Annotated in this window: 22 protein-coding genes; 9 read left to right on the top strand and 13 right to left on the bottom strand. The window is 37.0% G+C overall.

The genetic code is table 11. The features are described from left to right. Positions 1-21: 21 nt before the first annotated feature. The 8 genes from bamA to rpsB form a co-directional block, all read right to left on the bottom strand. Positions 22-2,325: an outer membrane protein assembly factor BamA gene (gene bamA, locus ACORJQ_RS07155; protein WP_321323219.1), complete on the bottom strand. Its 2,304-nt coding sequence runs from the start codon at positions 2,323-2,325 to the stop codon at positions 22-24. After that, positions 2,318-3,712 carry an RIP metalloprotease RseP gene (gene rseP / locus ACORJQ_RS07150; protein ID WP_321323217.1) on the bottom strand — a complete coding sequence of 465 codons (1,395 nt, stop codon included), beginning with the start codon at positions 3,710-3,712 and terminating at the stop codon, positions 2,318-2,320. Before rseP ends, bamA begins: the two co-directional genes overlap by 8 nt. A 51-nt stretch (positions 3,713-3,763) precedes the next feature. Further along, positions 3,764-4,576, bottom strand: a complete 813-nt coding sequence (locus ACORJQ_RS07145; protein ID WP_321323215.1) for a phosphatidate cytidylyltransferase — start codon at positions 4,574-4,576, stop codon at positions 3,764-3,766. Further along, the gene (gene uppS / locus ACORJQ_RS07140) at positions 4,570-5,253 is read right to left on the bottom strand and encodes a polyprenyl diphosphate synthase (RefSeq protein WP_321326856.1); all 684 of its coding nucleotides are present in this window, start codon (positions 5,251-5,253) and stop codon (positions 4,570-4,572) included. The genes ACORJQ_RS07145 and uppS overlap by 7 nt, the downstream gene beginning before the upstream one ends. Positions 5,254-5,464: 211 nt before the next feature. Further along, positions 5,465-6,022, bottom strand: coding sequence for a ribosome recycling factor (frr, locus tag ACORJQ_RS07135; protein ID WP_321323213.1), 558 nt, complete (start codon positions 6,020-6,022; stop codon positions 5,465-5,467). Between the two features lie 3 nt (positions 6,023-6,025). Beyond that, positions 6,026-6,745 (bottom strand): UMP kinase, encoded by a 720-nt coding sequence (pyrH, locus tag ACORJQ_RS07130; RefSeq protein WP_321323212.1) that lies wholly within the window; start codon positions 6,743-6,745, stop codon positions 6,026-6,028. 210 nt (positions 6,746-6,955) lie between these two features. Further along, positions 6,956-7,840 carry a translation elongation factor Ts gene (gene tsf, locus ACORJQ_RS07125; RefSeq protein ID WP_321323210.1) on the bottom strand — a complete coding sequence of 295 codons (885 nt, stop codon included), beginning with the start codon at positions 7,838-7,840 and terminating at the stop codon, positions 6,956-6,958. A 75-nt stretch (positions 7,841-7,915) separates the two neighbouring features. Continuing rightward, positions 7,916-8,659, bottom strand: a complete 744-nt coding sequence (rpsB, locus tag ACORJQ_RS07120) for a 30S ribosomal protein S2 (protein ID WP_321323208.1) — start codon at positions 8,657-8,659, stop codon at positions 7,916-7,918. Between the two features lie 271 nt (positions 8,660-8,930). Here rpsB and map point away from each other — a divergent pair, with 271 nt between their 5' ends. Together map and glnD are read left to right on the top strand one after the other, a co-directional pair. After that, entirely contained in the window at positions 8,931-9,713 is a 783-nt protein-coding gene (gene map / locus ACORJQ_RS07115; protein ID WP_321323207.1) for a type I methionyl aminopeptidase, read from the top strand. Positions 9,714-9,871: 158 nt separating this feature from the next. Then, a complete protein-coding gene (gene glnD, locus ACORJQ_RS07110; protein ID WP_321323205.1) occupies positions 9,872-12,511 on the top strand; it encodes a [protein-PII] uridylyltransferase in 2,640 nt (879 codons plus the stop codon). Positions 12,512-12,578: 67 nt separating this feature from the next. Here glnD and ACORJQ_RS07105 read toward each other — a convergent pair whose 3' ends face one another. After that, a complete protein-coding gene (locus ACORJQ_RS07105; RefSeq protein WP_321323203.1) occupies positions 12,579-12,950 on the bottom strand; it encodes a VOC family protein in 372 nt (123 codons plus the stop codon). A gap of 246 nt (positions 12,951-13,196) precedes the next feature. Next, the gene (locus tag ACORJQ_RS07100) at positions 13,197-14,096 is read right to left on the bottom strand and encodes a DapH/DapD/GlmU-related protein (protein ID WP_321323201.1); all 900 of its coding nucleotides are present in this window, start codon (positions 14,094-14,096) and stop codon (positions 13,197-13,199) included. 379 nt (positions 14,097-14,475) lie between these two features. On the opposite strand from ACORJQ_RS07100, the gene ACORJQ_RS07095 reads away from it, so the two are divergent. The 4 genes from ACORJQ_RS07095 (at position 14,476) to ACORJQ_RS07080 (ending at position 16,995) form a co-directional block, all read left to right on the top strand. After that, complete coding sequence (locus ACORJQ_RS07095) at positions 14,476-14,817, top strand: arsenate reductase (RefSeq protein ID WP_321323199.1); 342 nt, start codon at positions 14,476-14,478, stop codon at positions 14,815-14,817. A gap of 68 nt (positions 14,818-14,885) precedes the next feature. After that, on the top strand, positions 14,886-16,016 hold the full coding sequence (dapE, locus tag ACORJQ_RS07090; protein WP_321323197.1) for a succinyl-diaminopimelate desuccinylase: 1,131 nt from the start codon (positions 14,886-14,888) through the stop codon (positions 16,014-16,016). A gap of 78 nt (positions 16,017-16,094) precedes the next feature. Next, positions 16,095-16,334, top strand: a complete 240-nt coding sequence (locus ACORJQ_RS07085) for a hypothetical protein (RefSeq protein WP_321323195.1) — start codon at positions 16,095-16,097, stop codon at positions 16,332-16,334. A 181-nt stretch (positions 16,335-16,515) separates the two neighbouring features. Beyond that, positions 16,516-16,995 (top strand): Crp/Fnr family transcriptional regulator, encoded by a 480-nt coding sequence (locus ACORJQ_RS07080; RefSeq protein WP_321323193.1) that lies wholly within the window; start codon positions 16,516-16,518, stop codon positions 16,993-16,995. Between the two features lie 69 nt (positions 16,996-17,064). On the opposite strand, the gene ACORJQ_RS07075 is transcribed toward ACORJQ_RS07080, so the two are convergent. Further along, a complete protein-coding gene (locus ACORJQ_RS07075; protein WP_321323191.1) occupies positions 17,065-18,498 on the bottom strand; it encodes a sodium-dependent transporter in 1,434 nt (477 codons plus the stop codon). Between the two features lie 53 nt (positions 18,499-18,551). Between ACORJQ_RS07075 and murB the strand changes: the two genes are divergently transcribed. Next, a complete protein-coding gene (murB, locus tag ACORJQ_RS07070) occupies positions 18,552-19,574 on the top strand; it encodes a UDP-N-acetylmuramate dehydrogenase (RefSeq protein WP_321323189.1) in 1,023 nt (340 codons plus the stop codon). 96 nt (positions 19,575-19,670) lie between these two features. Continuing rightward, positions 19,671-20,288, top strand: a complete 618-nt coding sequence (locus ACORJQ_RS07065; protein ID WP_321323187.1) for an START domain-containing protein — start codon at positions 19,671-19,673, stop codon at positions 20,286-20,288. An 85-nt stretch (positions 20,289-20,373) separates the two neighbouring features. Here ACORJQ_RS07065 and ACORJQ_RS07060 read toward each other — a convergent pair whose 3' ends face one another. Beyond that, complete coding sequence (locus ACORJQ_RS07060; protein ID WP_321323185.1) at positions 20,374-21,507, bottom strand: mechanosensitive ion channel family protein; 1,134 nt, start codon at positions 21,505-21,507, stop codon at positions 20,374-20,376. Continuing rightward, entirely contained in the window at positions 21,508-22,578 is a 1,071-nt protein-coding gene (gene nagZ, locus ACORJQ_RS07055; RefSeq protein ID WP_321323184.1) for a beta-N-acetylhexosaminidase, read from the bottom strand. It abuts the gene before it with no gap. Between the two features lie 145 nt (positions 22,579-22,723). On the opposite strand from nagZ, the gene ACORJQ_RS07050 reads away from it, so the two are divergent. Beyond that, complete coding sequence (locus ACORJQ_RS07050; protein ID WP_321323183.1) at positions 22,724-23,173, top strand: MOSC domain-containing protein; 450 nt, start codon at positions 22,724-22,726, stop codon at positions 23,171-23,173. The last annotated feature ends 158 nt before the right edge of the window (positions 23,174-23,331 follow it).

Raw genomic sequence — 23,331 nt, 5'->3', positions numbered from 1 at the left:
GTCTTAAAGTACGTCTACTCTTTAGAATCCTGTTCCAAGAGTAAACTGGAATGTCTGTAGTTTATCGTCTTTAGTGTATGAAATAGGTTGAGCAATACTGAATGTTAAAGGCCCTACTGGTGTGATCCAAGAAACACCAATACCTGCAGATGTTCTAAGCTCATTTGCTTCAACTGTATCAAATGAATTGAAAACATTACCAAAATCGAAGAATAAACTCACACGAGCATTACTTGAATCTTCAATAAAGGGAACAGGGAATACAACTCCAGCCGTACCTGTAATTTTAACACTACCACCAGTTGGAGTATTACTTCCATCCGTTGCTAAATCGTATCTAGGCCCTAAAGAGTTTGGCTCAAAACCTCTTACCGTACCGATGCCTCCAGCATAGAACTTTTTATAAAATGGCAATGAATTAATATCCCCATAACCATCTCCAAAAGCTAATCCAGTTTTAAGCTGCATCGTAAAGTTATCTGTTAGTGGCTGATACCAGTTTTCATCCGCGTAGACCTTATAATAAGGTGTTTTAGAGGTTGAAGGCACAACTGCTTCTAAAGATAAACTGGTTTTTTGACCTTTGGTTGGAAAGTAAAAGCCATTCGTAGAGTTATGATACCAACCAACTGTAGCAATAACAGAATTAGAAGACTTTCCGAACTCACTAATATAGTCTTTACAATAAGTAAAGGCATCAGCACACACTAGCTCTTGAGAGTCAAACTTTAATCCGTAGTTTAACGAGTTATTTTCACTTAAAGGATAACCAAGTGTCAGTCTTAAACCAAGGTTATTAGTAGTATATTCAGCAATATCAAGCTGTGTAGCATCAATTTCACTGTAATATATGCTTCCACCTAAGCTGACACCATCCTGGGTAAAATATGGGTTAGTTACCCCAATATCGGCTGATTTTCTAGCCGCACTGGTAGCAACATTAAAATTAAGTTTATTACCACTACCTATAAAGTTACGTTCCGAAACGCCTAAATTAAAACTCACACCATCAAGCTGAGAATATCCAACACCTGCAGAAAACGATCCTGTTGGCTGCTCTTCTACTTTAACAATTAAGTCAACTTGGTCAGCAGAAACTCTTCTTGTTTCGATGTCAGAACTTTTAAAGAAACCTAATCTTTGAAGTCGTTGCTTAGATTGGCGAACCATTTTTAAAGAATAAGGTGCACTTTCAAGCTGTCTCATTTCACGACGAACAACATGGTCACGAGTACGGGTATTACCTTCAACTTCAATACGTCTGATATAAACACGCTTTTTAGGTTCAATTTTAAAGTTAATAGCAATTGTGCGCTTTTTTCTATCAAAACTAGTTTCAGGAACCACTTCAGCAAATGCATATCCCTCTTCACTTAAACGATCACGAATAGCGTTAACAGCTTCAATAACCGCCGCACGTGAAAAATTATCCCCTTTTTTAAAAGGAGTTAAAGATTCAAGTTCTTTTTTACCAACAATTAACTCACCAACATAACCAATTTTTGAGATAGTGTATAAAGCACCTTCAGTCATATTAATCGTAGTAAATACTTTAGTTTTATCTGCCGAAATACTCACTTGAGAAGAGTCTATTTTAAATTCCGCATACCCTCTGTCCAAGTAGTAAGATTTGATAGTCTCAATATCTGCTTGCATTTTTGGCTTAGAGTATTTGTCGCCACTGCCAAACGCTGCGTGCTCGGTCATTTGCATAAGCGACTTTAAGCGAGCATCAGAAAAAACCTTATTACCAACTAGGCTAATACGGCCAATTTTTGCTGGCTCACCCTCTTTAATATCAATGGTAAGCTCTACACGGTTACGCGGTAACGTTTTTGAAACAATATCTATTACCGCAGCATAGTAACCTTGGTTTTGATAACGACGTTTTAAATCAACAACAACATGATCCATCTGAATCTGGTTGTAAATACGACCTTTCTTAATCCCTAAACCATCCAATGCTTTATTTAGCACATCGGTTTCAATTAAAGAGTTACCTTTGATTTTAATATCTGCAATAGATGGTCTTTCAACGACTTTAACCACCAAAGTTCCATTATCGTTTTTGTAGAGCGATACATCCTGGAAAAAACCAGTTTTATATAAACGCTGAATACTTTCTTGAACAGATTGGCTATCGAGTTCATCGCCTGGTTTTACCGATAAATAACTATTGATTGTTTCAAAACCAATTTTATTTGAGCCTTCAACCTTAATGTCTTTAACAGTAAAAGCAAAAGCGATACTTGGAGTGAATAACAAGGAAGCAATTGCTGCCGATAAAATGCTATTTGAAGATTTTTTTTGAAACATATTAACCATGGGATATTCTTATTACATCATTAAATAAAGCCAAAAACGTTAAACCAACAAGCAAAACCAAGCCTATTGTTTGTCCGACTGCCATAACCTGTTCACTAACAGGGGAACCTTTTATCATCTCGATGAGGTAATACACTAAATGTCCCCCATCTAAAACAGGTATTGGTAATAAATTCAAAATACCAATACTTAAACTTAACAAACCTAATAAGCTTAAAAAAGCGACCAAACCGGACTGAACGGCTTGCCCTGAAAATTGTGCAATACTTAACGGACCAGAAAGATTACTGGTACTCACCTCACCAATCACCATCCGTTTAAGCATTACAAGACTCATCACAAATAAATCAACACTGCGTTGATAAGCATGAGTAAAGGCATCAATAAAACCATATTGAATCTTTACGGTATAAGGAGCTAGAGTCTGTTCATCTACTTTTACGCCAACACCCATCTTGCCCAATTGGCTTCCATCATCCAGAGTTGTAGAACCAAGCACTAATTTTTTATTAAAAGAGGCTTCATTCCTTTCAAATCCTATTTCAATCTGCTGGTTTGGCTGAGACTGCACTACTTTAACAAAATCTTGCCAACTGTGAATGGGCTTTTTATTAATTGAGAGAATTTTATCCCCCTCTTTTAATCCCGCTTTATCCGCTGGGCCTCCTTCAACAACTTGACCAATCACGGCTGGAATTATTGGCTTGGTCGGCTTAAAACCTAACAAAGCCAACCAGTTTTGTTTAGGCTGATTGATATCGATAGCAGATAAATTAACATTATGGGCTAGCAACACCTGAGAGCCATCAATAGACTCTAAATTAAAACTTATTGATTTATCGCCTTTTGCTAAAGATTGCAAAATTTGTTGATTAACCATTTGCCAACTATAGACACCTTGGTTATTTACTTGAGTTACCGACCAGGCCTGGAAATTTTCTAATGGCAGTCTTGCATCTTTTAAAGAAAGTTCAATAGGAGAGCCCTCAGTAAAACCAGAAACAATTGGCTTCATACCCGTAGTGCCAACCATATACATGGCAGTAAATACAAGCCATGCAAATAAAAGGTTGATTAACGGACCTGCTGCAACTACAGCAAAACGTTTATAGACAGACTGTCTGTTAAAAGCTCGTGGTAAATCTTCTGGTGCAACTTCGGCCTCTCTTTCGTCGGCAAATTTAACATAGCCACCAAGAGGAATTTGCGCAATAACAAACTCTGTCTCACGACCTCTTTTAGAATAAATAGGTTTACCAAAGCCAATAGAAAATTTGAGCACTTTAATATTAAACCAACGTGCTACTTGGTAATGCCCCCATTCATGAATGGTAACAATTACCCCCATTACTAAAACAAAACCAATAACTGACCAAATGAAACCCATTAATGACAACCTATTTTATTTTTTTGATTTGACTAGGCATTGTTATACAACCTACATCAAAGCACTGTAGTGCCATGCAAGATACAACATGGGGATTGCAATTAAAACACTATCTATTCGGTCTAATATACCACCGTGTCCTGGTAGAATTTTACCGCTATCTTTTAGATTTACCTGTCTTTTCAAGACACTTTCAAAAAGGTCACCAAAAACCGAAAATAAAGCAATTGCAGTTAAAACGAAAGCCAATATAAAGAATGATAGCTGAATAGGTTGCTGTAGATAATAAAGTACAAAAAGAGCAATAAAGAAAGTTAGTAAGCCTCCACCAAGAACACCTTCCCAAGTTTTTCCAGGACTTACATAAACAGCTAATTTATTTTTTCCAAAACGTCTACCACTAAAATAAGCACCTGTATCAATTGACCAAACAAGCAACATGCTTAATAACAAGGTTAAAGGCCCAAATTCAGTCCTAAACTGGTACATAGATACAGCAAATAAAAGCACCGCTAAAATGCCGGTGAGCAGAACAAAACCAACTGATTTAGTACCAACTTTACCTTCTGTTCTCTGATAGCGAGTAACGACAGTTATTAAAATTACCGCCTCCAATAAAGTAAGCAATGCAATATTTTGCATGGTAAATACATCCATAGCGTAATTTGCGCCAACAAGCACACCTAAGGCATAAGTTACTCTTAATGAAGGGGTTTTGATTTGAGCAAAAGCGGTCCACTCCCAAGCGGCAATAAAAGCAATAAATAGTAAAACACCTTTCCAAACCAAATCAGAAGAGAAAAACAGAGCCCAAATAGACAGAGCAACCAAGACCAACGCAGTAATAATTCGTTGTTTTAGCATTCAGCCACCTGCTCACTCGTTTTACCAAAGCGTCGTTCACGTTTTGAAAAAGATAAAATAGCAGCATCAATCTCTTTTTCACCAAAATCTGGCCAAAGTGAATCGGTAAAATACAATTCAGCATAAGCCATTTGCCAGATTAAAAAATTACTAATGCGTTGTTCACCACCGGTTCTAATAAGCAAGTCAGGTTCAGAAATATCAGACAATGCAATAAACTCAGAGATAGAATCTTCAGTAAGTTCTGAAACTGTCTTTTCTGGATTAGCCAATTGCCATTTCTGAACAGCATCAACAATGTCAGCACGGCCACCATAATTAGCCGCTATAGTTAATACTAAGCCAGTGTTATTTTTTGTGGACTCTTCTGCCACTATAATATGCTGTTGAATCTGATCACTAAAGGCTGACCGGTCCCCAATAATTCTTAACTGCACATTATTTTCAGACAGTTTTTGAACCTCTTTTTGTAAAGCCTTTAAAAACAGCCCCATCAATTTATTCACTTCGTCTTTAGGGCGTTTCCAGTTTTCAGTACTAAAAGCAAATAACGTTAACGCCTCTATCCCAAGCTCTGAGCAATGAGAAACCACTCGCTTTACCGCATTCAAACCTTTCTGATGGCCCACAAATCTTGGTAATAGACGTTTTTTAGCCCAACGACCGTTGCCATCCATAATAATACCGATGTGCTTAGGGGGGTGACTAGGCTTATGCAACTCACTACTAACTTCTGACAAAACAACTCCAAAAACAAACAAAAACGGCCTTAGAGCAATTAACTTCTCTAAGGCCGTTTTATGCATGCAATTATGAATAAATTAACCGATACAATAAAACCAGTCAATTATGCCGTAATTGCGTACAAATATCGACTTTAATTTAAAATTAAACCTCCATTAAAGCCGCTTCTTTTTCAGCTAATAGTGCGTCAATTTTTTTGACTGCATCATCTGTTAGCTTTTGAATTTGATCTTCTGATCTACGTGCATCATCTTCAGTAATTTCTTTATCTTTTAAAAGATCTTTAACATCTCCATTAGCATCACGACGTACATTACGTACTGCAACACGAGAATTTTCAGCCTCTTGACGAGCTACTTTTGTTAGGTCACGACGACGCTCTTCTGTTAACGGAGGCATAGGGATACGCATAGTATTTCCGTTTGTAACAGGATTAACACCTAGGTCAGACATCATAATCGCCTTTTCAACCACAGCAACCATTGGTTGCTCCCATGGTTGCACAGTTAAAGTTCGAGCATCTTCAACATTAATATTTGCAACCTGACTAATCGGCACTTGTGAACCATAATAATCAACAGTAACCGCATCTAAAATACTAGGATGTGCACGACCTGTTCTTATTTTTGCAAAATTAACTTCAAGATTCTCAATCGATTTTGCCATACGCAACTTAGCGTCATTTTGAATTTCATTTAACATTTTTTATTCTCCTGCACCAACCAAAGTGCCTTCGTCTTCACCTTGAACAATTCTAATTACCGCATTATCTTTAAACATATCAAAAACACGGATAGGCATTTTATGGTCACGACACAATACAAAAGCAGTCATATCCATCACCTGTAAATTTTTTTGAATCACGTCATCATAACTTAGTTTTTGATAGCGAGTCGCACTAGGATCTTTTACTGGATCAGCCGTATAAATACCATCAACTTTAGTTGCTTTCAATACAATATCCGCATCAATTTCTATACCACGCAATGCTGCTGCTGTATCAGTGGTAAAGAAAGGGCTTCCTGTACCAGCTGCAAAAACCAACACTTCACCATCAGCAATTTGTTTTTTAACCGTATTGGCATTAAAACCAGTAGAAACACCTTCAATTGCCATTGCTGAAAGTATTTGAGATTTCATACCTTGGCTTTCAATAACATCTCGTAAAGCTAAAGCATTAATGACTGTAGCCATCATCCCCATATGATCACCAGTGGTGCGTTGAATTCCCGACCCCTGAATCTGAGCGCCACGAAAAATATTACCACCGCCAACAACAATACCTACTTCAACACCTAAATCACGTAAAGCTTTAACCTGGCTAACCACATTTTTTAGCGTTACCGAATCTAAGCCAAAATCGCCATCACCCATTAAAGCTTCGCCACTAAACTTTAATAATATACGTTTATATTTAAGTGCCATATCCATCCCTCAGCAGTCATAATCTAAAGTGTTTTATAAGTATTTAATTATAAAAATCAATTAAAATACATATACTTATAAAAAACTTTAAACAACAAATATTTATTCGTTATCCATTGTAAATTTTATTAACTAAATTTTACATACAAAAAAGCCATAGCGGCCTTGCAAAACGCAAGGCCTAGCTATGGCCCATTCAGTCAATTGAAATTAACCTGTTACTGCTTTAGCAGCCAACGCAACTTCATCAGCGAAGTTAGTTTCTTCAATAACAATACCTTCACCCACTTCTAAACGAATGAATGAAGAAACTGAAGCACCATTAGATTTTAATAGTTTTTCTACAGTTTGATCTGGATCTTTAACAAAAGACTGACCTAGTAACGTAATTTCACCAACAAACTTACGCATACGCCCTTCAATCATTTTTTCAATGATTTCCATTGGCTTACCTGAAGTTTTTGCTTGTTCAATTTGGAAAGCACGTTCTTTTTCGACAACTTCTGCATCAAGCTCATCAGAAGAAACCGCAGATGGCTTAGCTGCCGCAACATGCATAGCAATATCACGAGCAAGAGCGTCATCACCACCTTCTAGAGAAACCACAACACCGATTTTCTCACCATGCTGATACTGACCAATCTGACCAGTTGTTTCGATAAGTTCAAGACGACGAACCGCCATGTTCTCACCAATCTTAGCAATCATTTCACGACGAGTTTGGTCAACTGTTTTACCAGAAGCCATCTCAGCGTTCATTACTGCTTCAATATCTGTTGTTTTGTTTGCTAAAGCAATCGCTGCAATTTCATTTGCAAAGTTTTTAAACTCATCACCTTTAGCAACAAAGTCTGTTTCACAGTTAACTTCTGCAATAACACCTGATTTTTTATCATCAGAAACTGCAATCGCAATAACACCTTCAGCTGCTACACGACCTGCTTTCTTATCAGCACCAGCCATACCCTTCTTACGAAGAAATTCAATTGCTGCTTCCATATCGCCATCTGTTTCAGATAACGCTTTTTTACAATCCATCATCCCTGCGCCAGTTGTTTGACGAAGTTCTTTAACCATTCCTGCTGTAATAGCCATTTTGAAATCCTTTTTTATCAATGAATAATCAAATTTGGCCTGGCGTAATTTACCAGGCCTGGATAGTGAATAAACTTATTTTTCAGCTGTTTTTTCTTCAGCTTCTACAAAGTCATCACCCTCAACCGCAGTCGTGATGGTAGCTTTACCTTCATTGATTGCGTCTGCAGCAGCAGATAAATATAGAGAGATTGCACGGATTGCATCATCGTTACCAGGGATAACATAATCAACACCACGTGGGTCATTGTTAGTATCTACAACACCGATAACAGGAATATTTAGATTTTGTGCTTCTTGGATAGCAATTTTTTCGTTACCAGTATCAATAATGAAAATTGCATCAGGCATTGCACGCATATCTTTAATACCACCTAAAGAAAGCTCTAACTTAGTCTTTTGACGAGTCATCATTAATGCTTCTTTTTTAGTGATCTTTTCAAAAGTACCATCTTTTTCCATTGCTTCTAATTCTTTTAGACGCTTAATAGACTGTTTGATAGTTTTGAAGTTAGTTAACATACCACCTAACCAACGGTAATCAACATAAGGCATACCACAACGTTGTGCTTCTTGAGCAACTAACTCACGTGCAGCCTTTTTAGTACCAACAAATAATACTTTACCTTTGTTAGCAGCGATTCCACCCATCATGTTTAACGCGTCGTTAAACATTGGTAGTGTTTTTTCTAAGTTAACGATATGAATGTTATTACGTGCACCAAAGATGTACTCAGACATCTTAGGGTTCCAATAACGAGTCTGGTGACCGAAATGAACACCAGCTTCTAGCATTTGACGCATGGTTACTTTTGCCATGATATTTTCTCCAATAGTGGGGTTAAGCCTCCGTTCACCCCATAAAACGAACTAATTTCCTTTATATCAAAACGTTGTTTTGAGTAAAGTTTTTAGCACCCCGTTTTATGTGTCGGTAAACGTGCGGATTTTCTGTTAAAATTCCTCTCATTCGAAAGGCGCGGCATTTATACCATATCCCAGCCAATTTAACAATTTAAATTCATTAATTCCTGTTTATTTCATCAAGATTGGACAGCGTATTTAATAAAAATCAAAAGATCCGTTTATTATGACCATAAAAATCAAAACAGCCGATGAAATTCAAAAAATGCGTATTGCAGGTAAATTAGCTGCAGACGTATTAGAAATGATTACACCTTATGTAGTGCCTGGTGCATCAACAGGTGAACTCAACTCAATCATGCATAAATATATGACTGAAGAGCAAGGAACTATTCCTGCCACACTTAACTACCATGGTTTTCCAGCTTCAAGCTGTATATCTATTAACCAAGTAGTTTGTCATGGTATACCAGAAGACACCAAAACACTTAAAAAAGGTGATATCGTTAATATTGATGTTACTGTCATTAAAGATGGTTATCATGGCGATACCAGCATGATGTTTGAGGTAGGCGAAGTTAAACCCTTTGCAAGTCGCCTTTGTAAAGTGGCACATGAATGTTTATGGTTAGGAATTGAGCAAGTAAAACCTAATGCAACACTCTATGATGTTGCTTACGCTATTCAAAAACACGCTGAAAAAAATAATTACTCTGTTGTTCGTGAATACTGCGGCCATGGCATTGGAGCTGATTTTCATGAGGAACCGCAAGTTTTACACTATGCAGCACCGGAACTTAAAGAAATTATTCTAAAAGAAGGTATGGTATTTACTATTGAACCTATGGTTAACCAAGGAAAAGCACCGGTTAAACTCTTAGCTGATAATTGGACAGTAGTTACCAAAGATAGAAAGCTTTCTGCACAGTGGGAACATACCTTAATTGTGACTAAAACAGGTTACGAAATCTTTACCTTAAGAACTGACGAAAAGCCGGTTCTTCCTTAATTTTTTTTACAAAAATTAAACCATAAGAACTTCAATGAAGCTAAATGGATTAATTTAAACAACTCTTAATAGCCCAACTGATAATAGCCAAGAAATTGTAGCTTGGCTATTACAGATATTTAAACTTTAATCGAACCTAAATAATACTGAGTCTAGTTATGAATGAACGCCCTTCTATTCCAAATTTTATTCATTCACTTGATAACCCCGATGTACCTCTTTCTGAATTAATTAAAATCGGACGTTCCGTTCTATCTGACTTTACCAACTACCAGTTTAAGCAGTTTGAAAACGGAGCAGCCGTTGCCGAACTTATTAAAGAACGAGCCATTTTTATTGACCAATTCCTGAAACGCATTTGGAAAGACTACATCCCTGAAAAAATAGCCACTCTTATTGCTGTTGGCGGTTATGGTCGTGGCGAGCTTCATCCATACTCTGATATAGATTTATTAATCCTGTGTGACGACATTGAAGCAAATCAAGATAAACTATCCAGATTTATTACCTTTTTATGGGATTTAGGTTTTGAGGTTGGTCATGCGGTCAGAACAGTTGAAGACTGCCAAAACGCTGGACTAGAAGATGTTGCTACCGCAACGAATTTATTAGAAGCACGCTGGCTAACTGGAGACTATTCACGTTTTGAACAACTTCAACAACTTTGGAACAGACATTCTCAGTTCTGGGATAGAAAAGACTTTTTTATAGCGAAGTATGATGAGCAAACTGCTCGCCATAAACGATTCAATGACACCGTTTATCAACTAGAACCTAATATTAAAGAAAGCCCTGGTGGATTGCGGGATATTCAAACCATTTACTGGGTAGCTAAAAGACACTTTAATGCAAATTCAATCAACGAACTGGTACAGCGTAACTTTTTAACTACTGAAGAATTTTTAGATATTGAGGCTGCTTACAAATATCTAAACCGTATCCGTTTTGCTTTACAACACCAAAAGAAGCGTCGAGAAGACCGTCTACAGTTTGATTTACAACAATCAATTGCTGAGAGTTTTGGATATAGTGATAACGACGATAAAATTGCCGTTGAACAATTTATGAGTAGTTACTACCGTAATGTGCAAAACGTAGTAAAGCTTAATGAAATTTTACTCCAACATTTTCGTGAATTACTTTTTGACAACGAAAATACCGAAGAAAAACCCATTAATAATCACTTTAAAACTGTTGGCGAATACTTAGATATAACTCATCCAAGAGTATTTTTCAAAAACCCAACCGCTTTGCTTGAATCTTTTATTATTTTAGAAACCTTGCCTGAAGTAAAAGGGTTGCGTTCTAATGCAATTCGCTCGATACGAGATCATTTATATCTAATTAATGATAGCTTTCGCAATGACCCAATCAACAAAGCTCTTTTTATGGAAATATTTAGACAGCCTAAAGGGGTTAATGCTGCGGTCAAACGTATGCATAGTTACGGTGTTTTAAGTGAATACCTACCTGTTTTTAAAAAAATCACAGGTCTGATGCAGTTTAATATTTTTCATGCCTACACGGTTGATGATCACACTATTTTAGTCATTAGGAACTTACGCCGCTTTTTTGTAGATGACTTTACCTATGAATTTCCAACAGCACACCAAATTGCTAAAAAACTCTGCAAACCAGAAATACTTTTTTTAGCGGGACTGTTTCATGATATTGCCAAAGGCCGTAATGGTTCTCATGAGATTTTAGGTGCGGTAGATGCTATGGAGTTTGCCTGCAACCACAATTTATCCTCTAAAGATGCAAAGATGATTAGCTGGCTCGTCAGACATCATTTAGATTTTTCTAGCGTTGCTCAAAAGAAAGATTTAAGTGATCCTGAAGTGATTCAAAAATTTGCAAATATCGTTGGAGATCAAGAACATTTAGATTATTTGTATCTACTTACTGTAGCTGATGTTTGCTCGACTTCTCCCGATGTTTGGAATGACTGGAAAAACTCACTGTTTTTAGAGCTCTACAATGAAACATCCAAGGTGCTTAATATTGGAGCAAGTACACCTAGAGACCGTGAAATCAAAGCGTTACAAACCCAAGAAAAAGCTCGTGAACTACTCTCTAAAAGAGGCATTGCCTCTTCAGAATTTAATAGTTTTTGGAAAAGCCTTAGCAATAGTGACTTCTTTAGTAAACAAACACCTAATGACGTGGCAAGAATCACCAAACTTCTTTATCAGCGTGATAAAACCCAAAATCATGTATTTTTAAAAGAACAGACTCCACGCGGTGCTTCGGAATTAATTATTTATATGCCAGATAGAGACTATCTGTTTGCACATATTGCCTATACGTTAGACATTCTTTCAACTGATGTTATGGAAGCACAAATTTTTAGTTGTACAGACAAAATGACCCTAGTGATGATGTATTTCTTAAATAGAGAAACTCAAGATTACTTAGACGAAAGTCGTCATTTTGAAGTAATTGATAAAATTCAATATCAATTAACCCAGACTGATGTCCAACCTCTTGATATGACTTATAACATAAGAAACCGCAGAACCAGACACTTTGATACACCAACCAATGTCAGCTTTAAACAAATTAATGAAAGCTTAACTGAACTTTCGATTAGTACAAAAGATGCTCCAGGTTTACTGGCAAGAATTGGTTGTGCTTTGAAAGAGAATAATATTCGCTTGCATGATGCAAAAATCCACACTGAAGGTGAAAAGGCTGAAGACGTATTTTTAATTAGCAACACCAATAACGAAGGCATTAAAAATAAAGAACAACTTACAAAGATATCTGAAGCTATTAAAGAGATGATTGAGAATTAACCATGAATCTAAAATTAAATTTACCAGGCCTGGTAAATTTAAATCTATATTGAAATAAATAGACAGATTATGGCTCAAATAATTCTAATGAATTATTGTCTAAGTCTTTAGTAAACAAAGCTTTTCTACCAGAACGACTTAAAGTATAAGGCTTTTGCATTCTATCGAGCTTTTCTACAAATTCATCAATAGAATCTACCCTTAAAGCAAAATGGTAATCTCTACCACCATGTTCAGGGCGTTGAACCCCTTCAACCGGGTTTTCCAACTCCATAATATGTAAACTTTGCCCGGCATGTAAATCTACCCAATAACCTGGAAAACCCAAATTAGGCCTATCTAACAGTTCTATATTTAATAACTCTTGATAAAAAGCCAGAGAAGCCTCGGCATCTTTTACGATGATACTGACATGGTCAAAACCAATCACTTTTGCCACTATAGGCACCCCTTAAATAAATAAAGCGAAGTTAAAAAAATAGATCGAAAAATAAAAATATTAGTTTGAATTATACCAAAATGAAAATAGATTAATGCTGGCCGAAAAGACAAATAGAATTCAATTACTCAGCCAGAACAGCTAAGTAATCAATATGGTTAACTCAAAAAACTCAGTTTTTATAAAGTTAACCATATCAAAATTAACAAGACATTAAAGACTAGTCGTTGTTACTAGTCGTTGTTACTAGTCGTTGTTATGTAAAGCACTGTTTAAACCGCCCCATAAAGTGCCGTCAGTAACAATGGCTTCTACCGCACCCGTCTGGCTATGACGTCTAAATAATAGTTTTGATTGGCCTGATAAGTCACGAGCTGAAACAATAGACCCATCAGGCATTTTAACTTTAGTACCCGCAGTTAAATATAAACCAGATTCAACGATACAGTCATCACCCAAAGAGATACCTAAACCAGCGTTTGCACCCAATAAGTTTCTTTGACCCATTGAAATAACCTGCTTACCACCACCAGAAAGTGTTCCCATAATAGAAGCACCACCACCGATATCAGTGTTTTCTCCAATCACAACACTAGCACTAATACGCCCTTCAACCATTGAGTTACCTAAAGTACCGGCATTAAAGTTTACAAAACCTTCATGCATAATCGTTGTACCTGGTGCTAAGTGAGCACCCAAACGAACACGGTCTGCATTACCAATACGAACACCTTCAGGAATAACATAGTCGGTCATACGTGGGAACTTATCTACACAAGTCACATTAAACTGGTGAACTTCATCCGCAATCGCTTCACGCAAGTTTTCCACTTCTGATGGTAAAACTGGCCCAGCAGTTGTCCAAGCAACGTTATTTAATAAACCAAACACGCCATCTAAGTTGATCTCATTTGGCTTAACGGCACACTCAGATAATAAGTGCAGGCGAAGGTATGCTTCTTCAGCAGAAGTTGGTGCATCATCAATTGAAGCAATTTCAACAGTTACAAAATCACCTTTAATCAGCCCAGCTTTAGAAGCCAAACAGTTACGAGCAATTTCTTTATTTGAGCGTGGAAACCACACATCTAAGGTTACGCCTGTTTTAGTATCGCTATAACGGTGACCGATTCTTTTGATTGTCATAATGCAGCTCTCTCAAGTAAATTAGAAAATTAAATAGCCGATAATTATACCTTTTCAAACGCCAAACAGCCAAAAAATCACAACTGAAATTCAAGAGACCTTTGCATGAGTGGATGTAAGGCTAAAAATGGTTAAAATTTTCCTGGTTTTAGTTAAAAAACTTGTGAATTGCCAGATATTTACTGTTTTTATCGCCTCAATCAGATAAATTTTTTCCCATTTTTTTTCTCGCACCCTACTCATGCAAAGGTCTTCAATTAAATAAATAACCACTAACACCCTAAAAAGAACATTCTTTAACAATTTACTCGCTGAATTGTTGATTCATAGCGTGCTCACTCTATAATGAAATCACATTATCAAAAAAGGCAGACAAACCATGATTCTATACGGCATACCAAACTGTGATACAGTCCGTAAAGCACGTAAATTTTTAGACGAAAACCAGGTAACTTATACATTTCATGACTTTAAAAAACAGGGTTTAACTCTAGAAACCATTGAAAAATGGCTACAAACACAACCTATTGAGGTCATCTTAAATAAACGCAGTACCAGTTGGAAGCAATTAACCGATGAACAAAAACAGGCTCTGACTTCTGGGCAAGACCTAAGTGTGTTAACTGAGATGCCAACACTGGTGAAACGCCCTGTTTTAGAAACACAATCAACCTTATTATTTGGTTTTAAAGAAGCCGAATATCAAAGCTTTATTAAATAATGATTAGTTTGATTACGTTATAATACAGCTCATTAATCACAACACCTTAAACATAAAGATTCAAACACATGACAGACACCATTAAGCTTGCACAAAAACTAATCCAGATTGATTCTGTAACCCCTAACGATAAGGGTTGTCAGCAAATTATTGCCGACTATTTACAACCTTTAGGGTTTACAACTGAAAATATGAAATTTGGTGAAGTGGATAATATTTGGTCAAGAAAAGGTACTGAATCACCTTGTTTGGTATTTGCAGGTCATACAGATGTGGTTCCTACAGGCCCAGAAGACGCCTGGACTCACCCACCTTTTTCTGCACATATTGATGGCGACATGATGTTTGGTCGTGGCACGGCAGATATGAAAAGTTCAATTGCTTGTTTTATGGTCGCAACCAATCGTTTTGTAAATGATCACCCAAATCACAAAGGGTCTATTGCTTACCTCATTACCAGTGATGAAGAAGGCCCGGCGACAGAAGGTACCGTTAAAGTAGTTGAAGCCTTAGAAGCTCGTAATGAAAAATTTGAATACTGTTTAGTTGGCGAACCATCTAGTAGCCATAAACTTGCCGATTCTATTAAAAATGGTCGCCGAGGTTCTTTAAGTGGTAACTTAACAATTAAAGGTACTCAAGGTCATATCGCCTATCCAGAGCTCGCCGATAACCCTATTCATAATATGGCTCCCGCTTTAGAACAATTGGTTCAGGTTCAATGGGATCATGGTAACGAGTATTTCCCTCCAACCTCATTTCAAATCTCTAATATTAATGGCGGTACAGGGGCTACCAATGTAATTCCTGGCGATGTTGTGATTCAATTTAACTTTCGCTTTTCAACCGAACACACCCCTGAATCCCTTAAAGAGAGCGTGCATGCTATCTTAGACCACCATAAACTTGAATACAGTTTAGATTGGACTTTATCAGGCCTGCCATTTATTACCCCCGCTGAAGGCAAGCTGATAAAAGCAGTTCAAGATGCATCACAAAAAATAGTTGGGTATAAACCGCAACTATCAACAGCAGGCGGTACATCTGATGGTCGTTTTATAGCCCCAACGGGTGCTCAAGTTATTGAGCTTGGCCCTATCAACGCTACAATTCATAAAATTGATGAACAAGTGAGTGTCAGTGATTTAAACCAGTTAACTGATATTTATTACCAAACTTTAGTCAACCTATTAACTTAAGCTTTACAAAGACTACCTGTGTTAACGCATAGAAGCACAAATTGATCAAAACCTGGCTTTACAAAAAATGAGAACAATATGACAGAATCCGAGCTTCCTTCTTGGTTGCAACACCTTTTTATCGCATTACAAATTATTGCACTGGTTGTTTTTATTTATCTAGTTTGGCCTCTCATCAAAAGCGAAAACTGGAAAGCGAAATTCATTGATAATAAAACTGCCCGATCAATCATTATTGTTTTTATATTGATTCTTACTTTTGTTTGGGGATTAAGTGCATTTTTTGGCCACTTTTTTCCTATTCAAGAACTTAAATAAGCAGTTTGACCAGACCTGGTCAAAATCAAATTGCATTCAATCGAGTGCAATTTAAACTATTCATACTCCTCATTTTTAAAACCTACCCTCATACATAGAATTTTTAAGTATTTATACTGTTATGTTCTTTCTCATAAGGTTAGAATAAAATTACTTGTTAAATACTATTGAGAGCCTATCTATGAATGTTGCAAAAACCTTATCTGAAACCATTATTGGTCAAGACGTCTCTATTGAAGAGTGTGAAATATTATCTACTGCAGTTACCCATAAGACACTTAGCAAGGGTGAGATTTTATTTGATGAAGGCACAAAAGACGAAACCTTATACCTGCTGATTAGCGGCAAACTAGAAGTTTTAAAGGTGCTGAGCAATAATGCAACTATTCATATTGATACCTTAAAAGAAGGCAGTATGACTGGAGAATTAAGTTTTATCGATGGTAATACTCATACCATGCGTTTAGTGGCAAAACGAGATTCTGAAGTCATCTTATTACATAAAGATGCCTTTGAAAGCCTTGTAGAACAACACCCTATGCTGACTTATCATGTTATGCGTTCTATTCTTCGATACTCTCACATTATGCAACGCAAAATCAATGCTAAATATTTAGAGATGCACCGTATGGTACAAAACCAATATACTGCACAATATTAAAAGTTAATTACGCATACAAAAAAGGAGGCTTAATTAGCCTCCTTTTTTATACCCGGTTTAGTCATTTCTTTACTGAGAGCGTTTTATATTCCAGACATAAATCATATACACAACCAATATAGCCGATAACATTGGGATAATGTCATCGCCTGATACTAGATTTGAAGCAAAAATCACCATAATTGCAACAGGAGCAATCCACTTTAAATCCAATATAAATTTACCCATCACCCAATTACTCATGTCCAACTGTTTGTCGCGTTCCTCATCCTTTAAAACCCAAGCAACAAAAATAGAGATTAACAGCCCACCCAATGGCAGCATAATATTGGCGGTAATAAAATCAACAGATTCAAAAAAGTTTCTTTCACCAATAAGGTGAATATCGGACCATTCATTAAAGGACAAGACACTACCAATACCCACAAACCAAATAATTGTGCCTAAAATCCAAGCCGCTTTGGCACGTTTAATTCCCCAGTTTTGATCAAACCAACTCACCGCTGGTTCAATTAAAGAAATTGATGAACTTAATGCGGCCATTACTACCAAAGCAAAAAATAGAGTTCCAAAAAACCAACCGCCTGTCATATCTCCAAAAGCAATGGGTAAGGTTTGAAATAACAAGCCAGGGCCTGAACTTGGTTCAAGACCATTTGCAAAAACAATAGAAAAAATGACCAGGCCTGCTAAAAGTGCAACCAAAGTATCGGCAAGAGCAATCCACAAACCTGCTTTAACAATAGAATACTTTTTAGAGATATAAGATCCGTAAACCATCATGGTTCCCAAACCAATACTCAGTGTAAAAAAGGCGTGCCCCATTGCCGTAAGCACCGACTGCCAGGTTAATTTCGAAAAATCAGGTGAAAATAAAAAAGAAAAACTATGACCAAATGAACCTGTAGTAGTTGCGTAGCCAAGTAACACAAGCAATATAAATAATAATCCAGGCATCATAAAAGAGATGGCCTTTTCAATACCACTTTTTATACCTTTAGCCACCACAATAACAGTAAAGATACTAACAAGAGTATGCCAAAAAAGAAGCTCAACAGGGTTAGCCAATAGACTGCTAAAATTCTCACCAACCTCTTCGGCTCCCATACCAACAAACCCACCTTGTATACTCTCTACAAAATAAGCTAAACCCCAACCAGCAATCACGGTATAAAACGATAAAATCAAAGCACCCGCTAACACTCCATTAAAACCGAGTAAACTCCACCAACGTCCGCCGCCATTTTCATGAGCTAAATTAGCCATTGCTTGCACAGGGTTTGCTTGGCCTGCCCGCCCTAAAGCTAATTCAGAAAGCAAAACAGGAATACCAATTAGTAAAATACAAGCCAAATAAACCAATACAAAAGCACCACCACCGTTTTCACCTGTAATGTACGGAAACTTCCACAGATTACCTAAGCCAACAGCAGAACCAATTGCCGCCATAATAAAAACTGATTGCGACGACCAAGAATCTTTAGAAAGTCTCAACTGACTCATTCATCTTCCTTTATAATAATCTCAATTTGTTACTCATTATACACAAGACTAAAATGCACATTCAGGCCAACCAATCACTTCTGCCTTACAATACTTTTAACATTGATGTTAAGAGCGAATATTTTATTGAAATCAATAAACAGAGCGATATCTTAATCTTACGCTCTGATCTTAAGCTGGCATCTTTACCCTGGCGAATTATTGGTGATGGCAGTAATTTACTCTTTACTCATGATATTGAAGGTGTGGTGGTTCGTTGCACTTACGATAAATTAAAAATCGTTAAAGAAGACGAAGAGAATATTTGGCTTTCGGTCGGTGCAGGAATGAAATGGCATGACTTAGTTAAATACACTGTAGAGAATAACTGGTGGGGCCTAGAAAACCTTGCATTAATACCTGGCACAGTTGGAGCCGCACCAGTACAAAATATTGGAGCTTACGGTGCGGAAGCTCGTGACACGATTACTCGTGTACAAACCCTAAATATATATGATGGCCAACGTATTGAGTACCGTAATGCAGAGTGTAATTTTGGGTATAGAACCAGTATTTTCAAACAAGAATTTGTAAATCGCCTGTTGGTTCACCGAGTAACATTTAGGCTTAGAAAACTTAAATATGGCAACCCAAACTTGGCGTATGATCCGCTCAAAGAAGCTTTAGCAGACATACCAAAAGAGAAACTGACCCCTGCAATCATTTTTGAAGCCATTGTTGATATTAGACAAAACAGATTACCTAACCCAGAACGTCAAGGCAATGCTGGAAGCTTTTTTAAAAACCCAATAGTTGAACCCGATTACTTTGAAACTCTTATTCAAGAATATCCAGAAATCCCTCACCATAAGACACTTGAAGGAAACTATAAAATTCCTGCTGCTTGGTTAATTGAACAAACGGGTTGGAAAGGTCGTACACATGGTAAATCAGGTGTTTCAATTAAACATGCTCTAGTATTGATTAATTTAGGCGGTGCAACAGGTACTGACATTGAAGAGCTTTATCATCTTGTTCAAGATGACGTAAACCACAAATTTGGAATTCATTTAGAACCAGAAGTTATTATTTTATAAAGACTTTTTAAGAGATTTTATATAGGTCTTATTGCCAACCGATAACTCTCTATGATTCTGAGTTGATGACCTATACAGGCAAGCAGGATAAATAAAATGAAATTTGCTACCCTATTCACCGCTCTATTTGTTACTAGTCTTAGTTACAGCAACCAAGTTTACGCATGGGATTTAGAACCTACAGATGAAGCAAGTCCTGTTAAAGTTTGGACTCAGAGTGTAGAAGGATCAAGCTTTAAAGAGTTTAAAGGGCAAGTAAACATCAATGCTCCAGTAAATAAAATACTGAACGTGATTCGTGATACCGACAACCTACCTAAGTGGTATTACAATACCAAACAAGCCAAACAGCTAAAAAAACTCAGTGATTCTCAAGCTCTTAGTTATACCGTTACCAAAACGCCATGGCCTGTTACAGACCGAGATTCAGTCACCCTCTCAACCCAATCATCATTAGATAACGGAGGTTATCTAATTGACTTACAAGCCCAGCCTAATGCGTACCCTAAACAACCCGATAAAATTAGAGTTCCTAAAATGCAAGGGTTTTGGAAACTTGAACCCGTTGCCAAAAACAAAACAAGCGTTACCTTACAAATTGCTGCAGAACCTGGTGGCGAAATACCAAGTTGGTTAGCAAATTCAATGGTGATTGATATGCCCTTTTACACCTTAACTAATCTTAAACAACGTATTGAACAAAATCCAAAATAAACCCTGATTATTTACGAGCTTTGATATCAACCTGCTTTAAAAACCATCAGGGCTCATTTATGTATATCACCAAAATGACTAAATATTACTGTTTATCGCTACTAACCGATTGGTTGTTTAATCCTTCCAATCCCTGAATAGATTCAAGATGTAAAGTACGGGTAGGAAATGCCATTTCTGCACCATGCGATTCAACAATATCACTCACCTTAAGCAAAACATCTTGTTTAATTTCATGAAACCGTATCCAGTCTGTTGTTTTGGTAAAGGTGTAGATAAAAAAGTCTAAAGAAGAAGCCCCAAAACCATTAAAGTTAACTATTAAGGTTTGATTATTATCAATATCATGATGCTCTTTTAACATGGTTTTCACATCTTTAATAATGTCATGCATCTTATGTACATCTGCATAACGAATCCCCATTGTCTCTTTAATACGACGGTTGCTCATTCTGGATGGGTTTTCAATTGAAATATTAGAAAATATGCCATTTGGAATATACAACGGGCGTTTATCAAAGGTTCGCACAATAGTCATTCGCCAACCAATTTTCTCTACGGTTCCTTCTATCTCTTTATCAGGTGAACGAATCCACTCTCCAACAGTAAAAGGCTTGTCCATATAAAGCATAAGCCCGCCAAAAACATTACCTAACAAGTCTTTAGCAGCAAAACCAATGGCAATACCACCTACACCCCCAAACGCTAACAGGCCTGTTAAACTGACTCCAAAGGCATTTAAGAAGAAAAGAATCGTAATAATAAAGGCAAGCAGTTTGATAATTTTGGCAAAGGCCTCTACCGTGACTTCATCTAAACGGTCATCTTGGCGAGCAACCACTTTTAAATTTTGCTCTAAACGCTGCACCAAGCGTATTACAAACCAACCGAATGAGAGCGTTAAAATCGTGGATTTAAAAGAGAGAATGTAAGGCACTAAGTCAGTATAAAAACCAAATTGAGAGATGGTGGTGGTTAAAGCTAAAATTAACCCTGTTACCCAAATAAAGAAAGATGCTGGCGCACGTGCAGCATCCACAATACTGTCAATCCAAACATAACCACTGCGTAATAACTTAACGTGAACAATTTTTAAAATATAACGCTGAGTAATATCGGCCACAATAGTAACCGTTAAGATAGATAATATAAGTAACAACCAAACTTGGCCACCAAATAAAGCGACTAAGTTTGTCCAAACATCAGTTAACCATTCCATTTAAATCAGTTCCTGTTGATCTTCTTGTTGATTCAATTTATTTACGGCCGATACTGCCGCTTGCCAAAGCGGTTCATATTGTAATTTAGCGTATTCAAACTTACCATGTGCATGTAATCGAATGAGGCGTGCATGCGATAAAATATCTGCATGCCAATGAACCTTCGATAATACTTCATCAGCAGCAATGGCATCATTACATACCAAAACCAAATCACAACCTGCTTGTAATGCCTTTAAGACTCTTTCAGCTGCAGTTCCATATTCAGTTGCAGCTTTCATACTCATATCATCACTAATAATCGCACCTTCAAAATGGCACTGTTTACGTAATACTTCTTTTAGCCAAAATCCCGAAAAACCTGCTGGATTTTTATCCATTTGCGGATAAATAACATGAGCCGGCATAACGGCATCAATGCTATTTTCAATTAAACGCAAAAACGGTTGAATATCGTGGCGCTGAATTTCAGTAAAAGGTCGATTATCTATTGCCACCTCTAAATGGGTATCAGCTTCTATAAAACCATGCCCTGGAAAATGTTTAGCTACTGATGCCATACCCGCTTTACGCATACCATTCATAACATGAAAGGCCAAATCACCTACCGCAATCGGATTAGCATGAAAAGCTCTATCACCAATCACTTTACTACCGCCATAGTCTAAATCAAGCACAGGGGCAAAACTAAAGTCTACACCCACCGCTAAAAGTTCAGCGGCAAGTAACCAGCCAATTTTTTCTGCCATCTCAAAACTGTATTTTTTGTCTTGTTCATATAATTCACCTAATACACGCATAGGAGGTATATGAGTAAAACCAGCTCTAAATCTTTGTACTCGTCCACCTTCGTGATCAACCCCAATCAATAATTTTGGGTGTCTTAAATCATGTATTTCATGGGTAAGTTTTATCAACTGCTCTACAGATTCAAAATTGCGGCTAAAGAGTATAACACCTGCAACCAATGGATCCATTAGGCGATCAATTTCATGGGATTGAAGTTCTGTGCCTTCAATATCAACCATTACACTGCCTAGAGACATGGATTTACCTGCGATGTGCTTCATAATTGCCCTTTAAAACGTTTTTATCATTCATGTGAATTTCAATTGCACATATCATACCCAAAAATGAAAATAGAAACACAAGCTTAACCGTATTGTCATATTCAATAATTATAATTTCTGAGATACAAAGAATAAGGATACATAGATGGCTAAACTGATTGGTATAGCAACACATAAAGAATCGAGAGGTTGCATCACCTCTCACGAAGAAATTTTTGTCTCTTTAGACAAAGGATTAGAAGGTGATTTTCAAGGGCAAAAAAACCCAAATACTCAAGTCACTTTATTATCTTTAAAAAGCTGGCAAAAAGCCTGTAAAGAATGCTTAACAGAAATTGATTGGGTAGAACGCCGTGCAAACTTATTAGTAGATGATATGGAGTTTTCAGATTCAATGATTGGCGAGCAAATACAAATTGGTGAAGTACTATTAGAAATCACCAAAGAGACCGACCCCTGTAACCGCATGGAAGCATTGCAGCCAGGTTTAAAGGCCGCAATGACTCCAGAATGGCGTGGTGGTGCTCGTTGTAAGGTATTGCGTCAAGGCTATATTAAATTGGGCGATAAAATCACTATTTTAAAACGTTTTTAACAAATCTGATCATATAGATCTGCTTATAAAATATAAACATCTACACCTAATCTACAAGCACTTTTCACTTACTAACTGCTTATTTAAATTTAATCATTTAACAATTTACCAGGCCTGGTAAGTTGCTTCTAACCATTTAATTTAATGAACAGCAACAT

The organism is Thiomicrorhabdus sp. (genome assembly GCF_963662555.1).
Classification (GTDB): Bacteria; Pseudomonadota; Gammaproteobacteria; order Thiomicrospirales; family Thiomicrospiraceae; genus Thiomicrorhabdus.
This window is presented reverse-complemented; position numbering and strand designations above follow the sequence as displayed.

Excerpts from the sequence above, each read along its gene's own strand:
- bamA (WP_321323219.1), bottom strand. The coding sequence starts at position 2,325 with ATGGTTAATATGTTTCAAAAAAAATCTTCAAATAGCATTTTATCGGCA.
- rseP (WP_321323217.1), bottom strand. The coding sequence starts at position 3,712 with ATGGGTTTCATTTGGTCAGTTATTGGTTTTGTTTTAGTAATGGGGGTA.
- ACORJQ_RS07145 (WP_321323215.1), bottom strand. The coding sequence starts at position 4,576 with ATGCTAAAACAACGAATTATTACTGCGTTGGTCTTGGTTGCTCTGTCT.
- uppS (WP_321326856.1), bottom strand. The coding sequence starts at position 5,253 with ATGGATGGCAACGGTCGTTGGGCTAAAAAACGTCTATTACCAAGATTT.
- frr (WP_321323213.1), bottom strand. The coding sequence starts at position 6,022 with ATGTTAAATGAAATTCAAAATGACGCTAAGTTGCGTATGGCAAAATCG.
- pyrH (WP_321323212.1), bottom strand. The coding sequence starts at position 6,745 with ATGGCACTTAAATATAAACGTATATTATTAAAGTTTAGTGGCGAAGCT.
- tsf (WP_321323210.1), bottom strand. The coding sequence starts at position 7,840 with ATGGCTATTACAGCAGGAATGGTTAAAGAACTTCGTCAAACAACTGGC.
- rpsB (WP_321323208.1), bottom strand. The coding sequence starts at position 8,659 with ATGGCAAAAGTAACCATGCGTCAAATGCTAGAAGCTGGTGTTCATTTC.
- map (WP_321323207.1), top strand. The coding sequence starts at position 8,931 with ATGACCATAAAAATCAAAACAGCCGATGAAATTCAAAAAATGCGTATT.
- glnD (WP_321323205.1), top strand. The coding sequence starts at position 9,872 with ATGAATGAACGCCCTTCTATTCCAAATTTTATTCATTCACTTGATAAC.
- ACORJQ_RS07100 (WP_321323201.1), bottom strand. The coding sequence starts at position 14,096 with ATGACAATCAAAAGAATCGGTCACCGTTATAGCGATACTAAAACAGGC.
- ACORJQ_RS07095 (WP_321323199.1), top strand. The coding sequence starts at position 14,476 with ATGATTCTATACGGCATACCAAACTGTGATACAGTCCGTAAAGCACGT.
- dapE (WP_321323197.1), top strand. The coding sequence starts at position 14,886 with ATGACAGACACCATTAAGCTTGCACAAAAACTAATCCAGATTGATTCT.
- ACORJQ_RS07085 (WP_321323195.1), top strand. The coding sequence starts at position 16,095 with ATGACAGAATCCGAGCTTCCTTCTTGGTTGCAACACCTTTTTATCGCA.
- ACORJQ_RS07080 (WP_321323193.1), top strand. The coding sequence starts at position 16,516 with ATGAATGTTGCAAAAACCTTATCTGAAACCATTATTGGTCAAGACGTC.
- ACORJQ_RS07075 (WP_321323191.1), bottom strand. The coding sequence starts at position 18,498 with ATGAGTCAGTTGAGACTTTCTAAAGATTCTTGGTCGTCGCAATCAGTT.
- murB (WP_321323189.1), top strand. The coding sequence starts at position 18,552 with ATGCACATTCAGGCCAACCAATCACTTCTGCCTTACAATACTTTTAAC.
- ACORJQ_RS07065 (WP_321323187.1), top strand. The coding sequence starts at position 19,671 with ATGAAATTTGCTACCCTATTCACCGCTCTATTTGTTACTAGTCTTAGT.
- ACORJQ_RS07060 (WP_321323185.1), bottom strand. The coding sequence starts at position 21,507 with ATGGAATGGTTAACTGATGTTTGGACAAACTTAGTCGCTTTATTTGGT.
- nagZ (WP_321323184.1), bottom strand. The coding sequence starts at position 22,578 with ATGAAGCACATCGCAGGTAAATCCATGTCTCTAGGCAGTGTAATGGTT.
- ACORJQ_RS07050 (WP_321323183.1), top strand. The coding sequence starts at position 22,724 with ATGGCTAAACTGATTGGTATAGCAACACATAAAGAATCGAGAGGTTGC.